Annotated in this window: 13 protein-coding genes and 2 tRNA genes; 4 read left to right on the plus strand and 11 right to left on the minus strand. The window is 72.8% G+C overall.

Going from position 1 to position 11600, the window contains the following annotated elements; genetic code table 11:
* Window positions 1–2 precede the first annotated feature (2 nt).
* Window positions 3–392: a hypothetical protein gene (locus CLV63_RS01075; protein ID WP_106580932.1), complete on the plus strand. Its 390-nt coding sequence runs from the start codon at window positions 3–5 to the stop codon at window positions 390–392.
* A gap of 9 nt (window positions 393–401) precedes the next feature.
* On the opposite strand, the gene CLV63_RS01080 is transcribed toward CLV63_RS01075, so the two are convergent.
* The 7 genes from CLV63_RS01080 to nadD form a co-directional block, all read right to left on the minus strand.
* On the minus strand, window positions 402–1187 hold the full coding sequence (locus CLV63_RS01080; RefSeq protein ID WP_106580933.1) for a DUF427 domain-containing protein: 786 nt from the start codon (window positions 1185–1187) through the stop codon (window positions 402–404).
* Between the two features lie 103 nt (window positions 1188–1290).
* Window positions 1291–2514 (minus strand): hypothetical protein, encoded by a 1224-nt coding sequence (locus tag CLV63_RS01085; RefSeq protein ID WP_106580934.1) that lies wholly within the window; start codon window positions 2512–2514, stop codon window positions 1291–1293.
* Between the two features lie 344 nt (window positions 2515–2858).
* Window positions 2859–2931 (minus strand) — tRNA-Ala (locus tag CLV63_RS01090).
* 97 nt (window positions 2932–3028) lie between these two features.
* Window positions 3029–3101 (minus strand) — tRNA-Ala (locus tag CLV63_RS01095).
* A 96-nt stretch (window positions 3102–3197) separates the two neighbouring features.
* Window positions 3198–3824, minus strand: coding sequence for a histidine phosphatase family protein (locus CLV63_RS01100; protein WP_106580935.1), 627 nt, complete (start codon window positions 3822–3824; stop codon window positions 3198–3200).
* 39 nt (window positions 3825–3863) lie between these two features.
* Entirely contained in the window at window positions 3864–4256 is a 393-nt protein-coding gene (rsfS, locus tag CLV63_RS01105) for a ribosome silencing factor (RefSeq protein ID WP_106580936.1), read from the minus strand.
* Complete coding sequence (gene nadD, locus CLV63_RS01110; protein ID WP_394339725.1) at window positions 4253–4978, minus strand: nicotinate-nucleotide adenylyltransferase; 726 nt, start codon at window positions 4976–4978, stop codon at window positions 4253–4255. The genes rsfS and nadD overlap by 4 nt, the downstream gene beginning before the upstream one ends.
* 225 nt (window positions 4979–5203) lie before the next feature.
* Here nadD and CLV63_RS01115 point away from each other — a divergent pair, with 225 nt between their 5' ends.
* Window positions 5204–6265 (plus strand): M48 family metallopeptidase, encoded by a 1062-nt coding sequence (locus CLV63_RS01115; protein ID WP_106580937.1) that lies wholly within the window; start codon window positions 5204–5206, stop codon window positions 6263–6265.
* Window positions 6266–6546: 281 nt separating this feature from the next.
* Window positions 6547–7923, plus strand: a complete 1377-nt coding sequence (locus CLV63_RS01120) for a hypothetical protein (protein WP_106580938.1) — start codon at window positions 6547–6549, stop codon at window positions 7921–7923.
* Here the strand turns inward: CLV63_RS01120 and CLV63_RS01125 are convergent.
* The 4 genes from CLV63_RS01125 to CLV63_RS01140 form a co-directional block, all read right to left on the minus strand.
* Window positions 7844–8524: a hypothetical protein gene (locus tag CLV63_RS01125; protein WP_106580939.1), complete on the minus strand. Its 681-nt coding sequence runs from the start codon at window positions 8522–8524 to the stop codon at window positions 7844–7846. The two genes, CLV63_RS01120 and CLV63_RS01125, sit on opposite strands and share 80 nt — an antisense overlap.
* Window positions 8521–9177, minus strand: coding sequence for a hypothetical protein (locus CLV63_RS01130; protein WP_106580940.1), 657 nt, complete (start codon window positions 9175–9177; stop codon window positions 8521–8523). The genes CLV63_RS01125 and CLV63_RS01130 overlap by 4 nt, the downstream gene beginning before the upstream one ends.
* Window positions 9174–9860: a hypothetical protein gene (locus CLV63_RS01135; RefSeq protein ID WP_106580941.1), complete on the minus strand. Its 687-nt coding sequence runs from the start codon at window positions 9858–9860 to the stop codon at window positions 9174–9176. Before CLV63_RS01135 ends, CLV63_RS01130 begins: the two co-directional genes overlap by 4 nt.
* 256 nt (window positions 9861–10116) lie before the next feature.
* Complete coding sequence (locus CLV63_RS01140; RefSeq protein ID WP_106580942.1) at window positions 10117–10791, minus strand: TetR/AcrR family transcriptional regulator; 675 nt, start codon at window positions 10789–10791, stop codon at window positions 10117–10119.
* A 235-nt stretch (window positions 10792–11026) separates the two neighbouring features.
* Here CLV63_RS01140 and CLV63_RS01145 point away from each other — a divergent pair, with 235 nt between their 5' ends.
* On the plus strand, window positions 11027–11461 hold the full coding sequence (locus tag CLV63_RS01145) for a YybH family protein (RefSeq protein WP_106581242.1): 435 nt from the start codon (window positions 11027–11029) through the stop codon (window positions 11459–11461).
* Window positions 11462–11600: the final 139 nt, after the last annotated feature.

Genomic DNA, 11600 nt, shown 5'->3' on the forward strand with positions numbered 1-11600 from the left:
CGATGCGCCGCACCCCGCAGGAGAAGAAGCGGCTGAGCTACGCGAAGGACACGCGCGACGCCTACTACGCGAACGCCAAGGCGTCGCGGCGCCGCAAGCCCCTGAAGAAGCGCCACGCGGCAAAGACCGACCGGGGCCGCGCACGGCAGATCCTCGGCTCGGCCAACGGACCGGTCGACCCCGCCGCCGCCGAGTCCGCGGAGACCCGGCTCGCGCACCGCCCGCCCGCCGCGCTGCACTCCGCCAACCGGCTGTGGCCGGACCAGCCGCTGGGACCGCTGCTGCGGTGGCGCCTGCGCGACCGCGCGGAGCGCGGCATGCTCGACCCCGAGACCGCCGCGGCCCGCATCGCGCGGCTCGACCGCCGCGTGCCGCCGGCGGCCGGCGGGTAGGAGTGACCGCTACTCCACCTCGACGGTCAGCTCGCTGTGCAGGAAGCTCAGGTGCTCGCGGACGTCGCGGCCGTCCTTGAGCGGCTGGGTGTAGGAGAACGCCGCGTCGGCGAGTTCGGCGTCGCCCACGCGCAGGCTCCAGTAGCTCGCGCGGCCCTTGTAGGGGCAGTAGGCGGTGGTGCGGCTCGGCACCAGGAGGTCGCGGCGCACGGTCTCGGGCGCCAGGTAGTAGCGGTCGGGCAGGCCGGTCTCCGAGAGCACCTTGGGGTGGTCGGTCACCGCGATGGTCTCGCCCTGCCACGACACCCGCACCACGCGCCGCGCCTGCCGCGCGTCGACCCGGTGGAAGGGGTCGCGCAGGTGGCCGTACACCTGTTCCTGCTCGTCGTACCAGGCGTCGGCGGCGTCCCAGTAGACGGACGCCAGCCCGCGCAGCCACGACGCGTCCTCGTTGGGCTGCGGGTACGCCCACACGGCGTTCTCCACGGTGTGCCCGCCCACGCTCAGGTGCCAGTACGCCGCGTCGCCCTTGTACGGGCAGTGGGTGGTGTGCTCGCTCTCGGCCAGCAGGGAGGCGTCGAGGTCCTCGAACGGGACGTAGAGGGCGGGGAGCAGCGAGGTCTCGTGCAGCAGCATGCCGCGCCCGGTGTCGAACACGGCCTGCCCGCCCACCTCGGCGCGCACCCTGCGGGTGAACGGGTGCAGGAACAGCGCGTGGGCCGGGGAGTCGAACGTGTAGTTCACGGTCTTCGGGGCGTTGCGTGCGAGCGGTCCCCCGCCGATGGTCAGCGACATGGTGCTCCCCCTGCTCAGGTGCTCTTCTCGCCGGTCGCGGCCGCGACGGTGCGGCCGTCGGGGGCCCACTACCCGGTTCGCGCCGACGACACCAGGGGGCGGGTCAGTCGTCGCCGTCGAGCGCGGAGCGGCGGGGCCGGGCGAGGTACACGGCTGCGGAGCCGCCGAACACCGAGAGCAGGGCCGCCCCGACCAGGCCGGCCACGGCGCCGCCGGTGATGGGCAGGGCGCCGCCGGAGCCGCCGCCGTCGGCGGAGGAGTCGGGCGCTTGCGGCGAGGAGCCGGTACCGGTGCCGGTGTCGGGCCCGGACGGGGACGCGGTGCCGCTGGGCGCGCCCGGGCGGGTGGGCGATTCGGACTGCGAGGCGGACGGGCGGTCGTCGTCGGAGCTCCCGCGCTGGGAGCCGGGGGTGCGGTCGGCGCCGCCGCCGCGCGGCCGCTCGCCGCTGCTGCTGCTCGGTGTGTCGCCGGACGGGGGGTCGCGGTCGTCGTCGGCGGCCCGCACCTCGTGCTCGCTGTGCACGCTGGTGGCGGCGAGGTCGAGCCGGTACCGGGAGGAGGTGCCGTCGTCGTTGCTGATGTCGAAGCTCAGCGCGAGTTTGGCGCTGGCCGTTGTGGGCGCGTTCTCCGCGGAACCGGTCAGGACGCGGGTGCGCTTCTCGGCGGTGGCGGTGATCTCGCCGTTGCCGGTGGGGAAGGTCTCCTTCCACCGGCCGTCGTCGTTGAAGCGGACGTCCTGGCCGAAGATCTGGAGGCCGTCGACGTCGATGGTGGCGTCGGCCCCTTCGATGGAGTCCCAGGTGGCGGCGGTGGCGACGCGGTCGACCTGCACGGCGTCGACCTCGACGCTCAGTTCCAGCGGGCGCTCGGCGCCCGGCTCGCCCGACGGCGCCGCCGACTCCTCCTCGGCGCGGGACTCGTCCTCGGCGCAGCTCCCCCGGTACGTGACGTCCTCGACGCTGGAGGAGGCGCGGAGGCGGTCTTCGGTCAGCCGCACGGCGCTCCTGGCGCTGCTCGGCGCGCGGGTGTCGCCCCAGCGGTCGGCGCCGTGGCCGGTGGACCATTCGGCCGTCGCGTCGCCTTCGTCGCGGTCGGTGTTGACGGCGCCGACGGGCCCCTTGCCGAGGCACCATTCGTCGGAGGCGATGCGCGCGGCGGCGACGTGCTCACCCGCGGAGCCGGGGGCGTAGGGGGCCGGGGAGTGGAGTTCGGCGCTCGCCTCGGGGGCAGCGGTGAACACGAGCGCGGCCAGCAGCGCGCCCGCCGTCGTGGTGAAACGGCGCTTCAGCGGGGAGCGCTCGGCCCTGCTCCGGATCAACTCGCTCACCGCCTTTGGGGGTAAAGGGGCTTCTCGATACGAATCGGTACTCGGCGTTTCGAGGGTTCGCACATGAATCTACCGCCCGCCGCGTCCAACCCAGAAGTCCCCATTCGGCAACGGTTGGGTGCGACGTTCGGCCGGTACCGGTCAGGGCACCGACGTGAACTGGGCCGACGATGGGGGCGTCCGCGCGGCGGACCCCCACCATTGTGACGCGTCCCGCACGTGCACGCACCGCCCGGCACAAGGAACCCGCCGTAATGGTGGCGGACGGGCGGCCGCCCCCGTGGGCGACAGGCCCTTGGGCAACAACAAGGGCGACCCTGCTTGCAGGGCCGCCCTGAGTCGAGTGGAGCTATGGGGATTCGAACCCCAGACCTCCTCCATGCCATGGAGGCGCGCTACCAACTGCGCCATAGCCCCGTGGGACGGGTCCATCGTACCGGATGGCCGCCGGGGCCACCGCTGATCGCCGCGAACCGATGGCCGCGGCGTTGTGCACCGCCGAAGTAGTGCCTTGTGGAGCTATGGGGATTCGAACCCCAGACCTCCTCCATGCCATGGAGGCGCGCTACCAACTGCGCCATAGCCCCGAGTGGGAGCCGGACCGGGGGACGACCCCGCCGACTCCCAGAACAATAGCGGAGTTCAGCGCATACGTCGAAGCGGAATCGGCGCAGCGGCCCGGCTCAGCGGTCGTCGCCGAGGGCGCTCTCGTCGGGCAGGCTCGCCGCGTTGTGCTCCAGCAGCCGCCACGCTCCGGAGCGCGCGGGCCCCAGCATGGACCACGAGCAGTTGCCCAGCGGGCCGAGCGCCTCGCGCTTCTCGGGGGGAAATCCCAGCATGCGGTTGATCCCCGCGCGCAGCGCGGCGCCGTGGCTGACCGCGACGAGGACGCCGTGCTCCGGGACCCGCCCGAGCCCGCGTTCGATCGCGTCGTTGACACGGTTGCCGACCAGCGCCATGTCCTCGCCGTCGGGGATGTCCATGGTGATGAACTCCTCAGGCCAGCGCTCGCGGATCTCGGAGCGGGTCAGGCCCTCCCACGAACCCCCGCTGCGCTCGCGCAGGCCCTTGTCGAACTCCACAGGCAGGCCCGTGCGCTCGGCCAGCTCATAGGCCGTGGCCGCGGCCCGTTTGAGGTCCGAGGCGACGATCGCATCGGGCCGCAGGCTGACCAGCAGCCCCGCGGCGTGCCGGGCCTGCCGGAGTCCCGCCTCGTTGAGGGGGATGTCACTGTGGCCCTGGAACCGCTTGTCGGCGTTCCAGTCGGTCTGACCGTGCCGGAGCAGGATGACGCGGCGCGTCTCGGTCATCGAGGGTCCCCTCTCACAGAACCAGCCGTCGCAACCCGGTTACTGGTCGGCCGCCGTGCGGCGGGCGCCGCGGGCGTCCTCCGGCAGGGGGATCTCGGGGCAGTCCTTCCACAGCCGCTCCAGGCCGTAGTAACCGCGCTCCTCCTCGTGCTGGATGTGCACGACGAGTTCGACGTAGTCGAGCAGCACCCAGCGGCCGTCGCGCTCGCCCTCGCGGCGCACGGGCTTGGCGCCGGCGTCGCGCAGCCGGTCCTCGACCTCCTCGACGATGGAGCGCACCTGGCGGTCGTTCGGCGCCGAGCACAGGACGAACGCGTCGGTGATGACGAGTTGGTCGCTGACGTCGTAGACGATGATCTCCTGCGCGAGCTTCTCGGCGGCCGCCGCAGCGGCGATGGTCGCCAGCTCGACGGCCCTGTCCGTGGCTGTCACGATGTAGTGGACTCCTCCTGGGGGACGCCGCCCGTGCCGGATGCGGCCGCCCGGTGGGCGCGGCCTGCCATCGCGTCATCGAGGTAGAGCCCCGTCTTGTTGATGTAGCGGACGATGCCGTCGGGCACCAGGTACCAGATGGGCTCGCCCTTGCGGACCCGCTCCCGGCACTCGGTCGAGGATATGGACAACGCGGGGACCTCGACCAGGCTGACCTTGCCCTCGGGAAGTCCGGGATCGGCGAGCCGGTGGCCGGGGCGGGTGCAGCCGACGAAATGCGCGAGATCGAAGAACTCGTCCACGTTGCGCCAGCTCAGGATAGCGCCCAGCGCGTCGGCCCCGGTGATGAAGAACAGGTCGACATCAGGCCCGTAGACCTGGCGCATCTCCCGCAGGGTGTCGATGGTGTAGGTGGGGCCCTCGCGGTCGACCTCGGCGCGGCTCACGCCGAACTGCGGGTTCTCCGCCGTCGCGATGACCGTCATCAGGTAGCGGTCCTCAGCGGGCGCCACGTGCGCGGGATCCTTCTGCCACGGGTTGCCGGTGGGCACGAACACCACCTCGTCGAGGTGGAAGAAGTGCGCCACCTCGCTGGCCGCGACCAGGTGCCCGTGGTGGATGGGGTCGAACGTGCCGCCCATGATCCCCACGCGGCGCGGCCGGCCGCCGCCGCGCGGCCCCCCGTTGCGGGTCGTGTGCGTCGTCGTCGCTTTGTTCGGCACCGTGCCGCTCCGTTCAGCCCTGATAGGACCCTGATCTTCGCCCCTGAGAGCGGGGTACCCCGTCAGGTGCCGAGGGTAGCCCGCCGCGGCGACCGCACCGTTCGCGCCCTGCCGCGGGGCGCTCGGACGGCGCTTCGCGCACCCCTGAATGGGACCCTGAGAACGCGTCATATCTTGACTGCCGGAACCGTGGCATCGCGCTGCGGCGGCGAATAGCATGCCCCCATGGCCAATACTCCTGATCGCACCCGCGTCCGACTCGCCAACCTCAGCTCCCGGGCCTACGAGCACCCGGCCGATCGCGGCGCACTGGTCGCGCTGCGGTCGCTCCGGGGTTTCGACGAGGTCTTCAAGCGCCTCTCCGGCCTGTTCAGCGAGCGCGCCCTGCGGCTCATGTTCCTCTCCAGCGCGGTGAAGGTCAGCGAGCGGCAGTTCCCCGAGGTCTACGACTACGTGCGCGACGCCGCCTACATCCTCGACCTCGACGAGGTCCCCGAGCTGTACATCCAGCAGAACCCCCGGCCCAACGCCATGGCCATCGGCTCCAGCAAGCCGTTCATCGTCATGACCACCGGGCTGTTCGACCTGCTCGACCCGGAGGAGCAGCGCTTCGTCGTCGGCCACGAGGTCGGCCACATCCTGTCGGGGCACGCGGTGTACCGCACGATGCTGCTGGCGCTCATCCAGCTCGCCGCCCGCGTCGCGTGGATCCCCCTCGGCTACATCGGCATCCGCGCCATCGTGGCGGCCCTGGAGGAGTGGTACCGCAAGTCGGAACTGTCGTGCGACCGCGCCGGCGTGCTGGCCTGCCAGTCCCCCGAGGCCGGCAAGCGCGCGCTGATGAAGATGGCCGGCGGCTCCCGCCTCGCCGAGATGAACTCCGACGCGTTCCGCGACCAGGCCAAGGAGTACGACCGCGGCGGCGACGCCCGCGACGGCCTCCTCAAGCTGCTCAACCTCATCGGCCAGACCCACCCGTTCGCCGTCGTCCGCTTCGCCGAGCTCGACCGGTGGATCGAGGACGGCTCCTACCGCCGCATCCTCAACGGCGACTACCCCCGCCGCGACACCGACCGCGACGCCTCCGTCGGCGAGGAGGCGCGCAACGCCGCCAACTCCTACAAGGAGTCGTGGGAGCGCACCACCGACCCGTTCGTCGGCACCCTGCGCGACGTCGCCGGGAGCGCGGCGAACGCGGGCGGCAAGCTGTTCGACTCGGTGGCCGACCGCTGGAAGAACGGCGGCGGACGCGGCGGCGACAGCAGCAGCGACCAGAACCAGCGCTAGCGAGTCCGCGGTCGCGACCGGGCCTCGGTGGTGGCCGGGGCGCGGTAGCGACCAGGGCGCGCGGCCGACCCGGACCCGTCGTGGGATTAGCCGGGCCGCCCCGCGGGCCCTGGCCGGAACCGGCCGGGGGTGCCACCCACCGCGTCCGGGGCGGCGGCCGCCGCTCTGACCGGCGCACCCTCGCGGCCCGGCGGCCGCACGGCACCCGGTGGATCAGCGACCGGCCTGGGCTAGCATGCCTCGACGCCCTCCCCCCGAGGGGCAAGCCGAGGAGCTTACCCATGCGCGCGCTGAAGATCCCTCTGTCGGCCCTGCGGCTCGCCGCGGTGTTCGCGGTGCCGCTCGCGGTCTGGTTCGGTTTCGGGGAGTTCTCCCGGACCTGCCTCACCCTGCTGGGCGGCTACCTGTCGCAGGACGCCGACTCCCTCGTCCGCCAGACCCTCAACGTCCTCGTGTTCACCGTCCTCGTCATGGCGACCGCCGTGTCCTCGCTGGGGATGCTGTACACGCTCCGCAGCGGGATCGCGCTCCCCCGCGGGGCCGCGCGCCACCGCAGGCAGGGGTTCTTCGAGGTCCTGAGCCGCACCATGATGCCGTTCGTGCTGCTGTACGTGCTGTGGGGGCAGCTGATCTCCGACGTCGGCGCGTTCGACCAGGCGCGGGTGGCGGAGGAGGTCGCGCTCACCACCTACGGCCGCGGCGAGACCGCCGCCCCCGCCGGCATCGTCACCGACCTGCGGGTGGCCGTCGCGGCGGCGTGCGCGGCCCTCGTCCTGCGCATGCTGCTGGAGCACCTGCACCGGCGGCGCGGCGGCGTGCTCCCCACTGTCGGCGCCGCCTTCTGCGAGACCGCGTTCACCCTCTTCGCCGTGAGTTCGCTGAGCCGGCTGATGGGCCGGTTCAACGGCTGGCTCGACCAGCGGGTCGCCGTCCGTGCGGCGGGCGACGTGTGGGAGTCCGCGATAGCGCTGGTCCCGGGGCTGCCCGAGGTCTTCGCCTGGCTGTCGGACTCCTGGCCGGACATCTCCAGCGGCATCGCGCTGCCATTGGTGTGGCTGATGATCGCCACCCTGGTCTACGGCGTCGACATCGAGAGCTACCCGCACTCCTTCGCCGCGCGGCACTGGAGCGCGGCACGCGACCGCATGGGCGCCGCGCCGACCCACCTGCACCGCGCGATCGCCACAGGCACCCGCGGCGGGTGGGAGAAGTACGGGCCGGTGCTGCACGCCTTCCGGTTCCTGGCCGGTGCGGGGATGCCGGTCCTCGCGGCGTTCGTCCTCTGCTACAGCCTCGCCGAGTACGCCGCGCAGTGGCTGTGGCTGCTGGCGACCGAGCTGATCGGCCCGCACGAGGCCACCTGGTGGTACGTCGCCATCGGGCCGCTGGACGTCGGGCGCGACCTGGTCGCGGCGGTGCTCACCACGACCGTCCTCGGCGCAGCGGTGCACGTCGTCCTCGAACCGAACATCGGGGCGGGCGAGACCCGGCGGCGGAGCGGCCCGCGCACCCCGCCGGGCGAGGGCGCCCCGGGGGACGGCGCCGCGCGGGTCGACATCCCGAGGGACGACACCCCGCTCACCCGCGCATCCGCAGGGAGTGCGTCCACGGCGGGGACTCCCCCGGCTCCAGGATCGGCGCCTTCGGAGACACGGTGAGCACCACGTCGATGTCGTCGGCGACCTGTTCGGGGATGTCGCCCCACACGCGCAGGACCACCGGCTGCCTCTCGACGTCGACACGCCGGTACGCCTCGAAGCCGGGCACCGCGCCCCAGCGGCGGTCGTCGGTGTCGGCGAAGTCGACGGTCGTCATCTTCCCCTTGTCGCCGTACGACGACTCCCTGACGATGCGGTCGATCCGGTCGGTGTCGCCGGTGATCTCGATCAGCGCCTCGCGCTGGGCCCAGCCCTTCGGGGCCCCCTGTCCCGCGATCGGCTCGTCCGGCTCGGCCGGGGCCCTGACGAGGCGCCACGTCAGCCCCTTGTAGCGCGCCGAGCCGTCGGCACCGGCGTCCGTGATGTCCTCACCCTGCATGTGCCGCCGGGTGTCGGCGATGTCGGAGCGCATCCGCAGCGCGATGGTGCCGCCGATGAGCAGCACAGCGGCGAGGACCAGGGCGGTGCCGCGCAGGATGCGGCGCCCGATGCCGCGCCGGCGGCGGCCGGCGCGGCGCGCGGCGGGGACCGCCGCGGGCACGAGGGGGTCCGCTGCCGACGGCGTCGACGGCGGGGCGGTGCGCGGCTCGTGCTGGTTCACTCGTACTCCGGCAGTTCGTAGGCGTCGCGCGCATCGCGCGCCGACTCCGCGTCGAGCCCGAGGTCGACCTCGACGCCCGGGGCGAGGCGGGCGTCCTGCCACGGCAGCCCGGTGAACTCCTCGTCGATCAGCCCGGGAGGGTCGGTCAGGCGCATGCGCAGACCGTCGAGGTCCTCGGGCGGAACGTCGAACACGAACGTGACGCCCATGGCCCGGCCCATGGGCACCTGGTCGCCGCGCTCGGCGGGCGGGAGGAACGCGCCCGATCCGGTGCGCATCTCCACCCCGTCGGCGGTGATCGCCCGCGCACCGTCGATGGGGTCGGTGAGCGCGCGCCGGGTCGCGGTGGTGCGGCCCTGCACGATCACCCAGACGAGGTCGGTTTTGAACAGCCGCTTCGATGCGACGGTGTCGCTGAAGCCCGTGTCGGGGCGGGTGCGCACCGCCTTGGCGAGCACCACCTTGTCGGCGGTGAAGGTGAAGTCGAGGGTGCCGAGCTTCTCGCCGACGGCGCCGCTGTCGCCGAGCGGGCGGTAGCGCTCCTCGTAGGTCGGCATGGCATCGCGCACCGCCAGGGTCGCGGCCAGGGCGGCGACCGTGAAGACGGCGCCCGCGCACGCGCGGACCCACCGCATGACGGCGGCTCCGTTCACCTCTCCTCCTCGACCGGGGTCACGACCTGGAACGCCATCCTCGGTCGCGGATCGTCGGAGCCCTCCAGCGGGCCGTCGTGATCGTCCTCAAGCTCGGGCAGCCAGTAATCGGGGATGTCGTAGAAGTCGACGCCGCGCGGTTCGTAGGTGGCGAGCTCCACCGTGACCTCCTCGGGCGGCTCACGGTCGGCGGGAAGGAGCCACTCGGTGTGGAACCCGACCTCGACCTGTGCGGGGAAGTAGAACTCCCGCCGGTCGGAGCTGCGCACACTCAGCCCGTAGGAGTTGAAGTAGTCGTCCTCTCCGGCGCGCACCTTCATGCGGGGGATCAGGACCTTCTCGCCCTCCTCATGCGTCGAGGTGCCCAGGTAGTTCATGGGGTCGTAGACCTTGGTGTCCAGGTTGGTCACGCGCATCTCCAGGCGGATGATGCGCTGCGGTTCGGTGATCTTCCTGGCCTCGGCCTCCGGGGAGTCGGGGTCGAGCCGCCCGGCTTCGACGGCGCGGACGACCTTGGCGGTGAACGCGCCCTGGTCGATCTCCGCGCCGGGGGCGATCCGCTCGGGCCCTTCCTCGGGCGCCTTGTCGAACCCGCCGAGGGCCCACACCGCCCCCATCCCTGCCGCGAGCACGCCGACGACCCCGATGGCGAGGGGGCGCGTGACGCGGGAATCGGAGAGCACACCGCGATGGTAGAGAAGCCCGCCCCCGTTGGAAAGCGAGCTTCCGGCGACGGCCGCGGCCGGATGCGGACCGGGCGGCTCCGCCGCGCGTTCCGGAGACGGCCCGGGCCGAATGCGGACACCGGGCCGGAGGCCGGGTGAGGCGGTATGCGAGCGGGCCGGAGTCCAAGCGGGCCGGGATGAGGGCCGGGCCGGAGTCCGGGCGGGGCGGGATGCGTCAGGGCCGGGATGCGGGCGGGCCGCTCCCCGTGCGCGGTCAGGTGCCGGGCGGCGGGGGTTCCCAGCGCTCCGAGAAGAGTTCGTAGCCCGGCGGGGCCCCGGGGAGCGGGCGCGGGGCAGGCGCGCGCAGGCCGTCGAGCGCGATGGCGGTGATCCTGGCCCTGGAGTTGCGGGCGGCCTCGACAAGGTCCGGCCGCCCCTGCCGGCCGAGCTGTTCGAGCAGCGGCGACCTGCCGAGTTGTTCGAGCAGGAGGTGCAGGTCGATGACCGTGACGTCGCTCCTCAGCACGCCCGCCGCGTGCGCACGCTCCACCAGCAGCGCCGCGGCGGCGTCGGACCGGGTGTTCTTGTCGGCCATCTCCTCGGTGATCTCGATCATCCCGGCGATGGGTCCGAGCGAGCCGGAGCCCAGCGCTACGCCGGTGGTCACGTAGTGCGCCAGGCCCTCCCACGGGTCGTCGTGGGCGAGGCCGTCCTCGGCGGCCGCGAGCCACTGGTCGAGCGACACCGCGCAAAGGTGCTGGAACAGCTCGCTCTTCGTGCGGTAGCGGCGGTACAGCGTGCCGATCCCGACCCCCGCACGCGCTGCGATGGCGGCGACGGAGGCGTGCGCGCCGTCCTCGGCGAGGACATCATGCGCCGCGCGGAGCAGAGCGCGGTCGTTGGCCTCGGCGTCGACCCGCCGGTGGGCCCTGCGTGCTGGCTTCGTCATCACCGGGATCCTATCCCTTGCGGAGCGATTCGCTCCGCTATAGCCTCAAAGCGGAACGAAACGCTCCGGAAAAGATGGGAAGCGCGGCCGCCGCGCTTCCGCCGGGGGCGCACGACAGCACGGACCACGCACGGACCACGCATGACGGCCCGTGCACGGTCCACGCACGACGGCCCGCGCACGGTCGGCGGACTACGCGACCTATGCGGACCACGCGGACTATTGGGGGTTCACGATGACCGAAACACCGACCACCGCAGAGGCGCAGGGCGCCGCGGAGGCAGAGGACGCCGAGACTGCGATCCGCCGGCTCGTCGCTGACGCGGAGCGGCACCAGACCGACCTCGGGCTGATCGACCTGCACACACCCGACACGGCGATCGTGAACATCGCGGGCCGCCGGGTCCTCAGCGGGGACAACCTCAGGCAGGCCATGGCAGCGGCCCTGGCGTCGCCGATGGCGAAGGTGCTGACCCGGGTGGAGATCGAGGACATCCGCTTCACCCGGCCCGACGTCGCCGTCGTGAGCTGCGTCAAGCACGTCTCCGACGAACGCGACCCCGGCTCCGCGCCGCTGCCGTCGACCGGCAGCCTCACCTACGTCCTCGTACGCGACGACGGCACGTGGCGAATCGCCCTGGCACAGACCACCCCTATCGCGGGCACCTGACCGGGGCCCGGTCTCGTGTCGGGGGCGCGGGCCGAGAGCGTCCTTGTGCGCAGCGGACCTGGGCAGGGCTGCCGTTGAGCCTGCGCAGCAGCGTCGGCCGAACGGACGCCGGAGGTTCGGCGACCGGGTCGTCCCGCAG

This window comes from Murinocardiopsis flavida (assembly GCF_003014485.1).
Taxonomy (GTDB): Bacteria; Actinomycetota; Actinomycetes; order Streptosporangiales; family Streptosporangiaceae; genus Murinocardiopsis; species Murinocardiopsis flavida.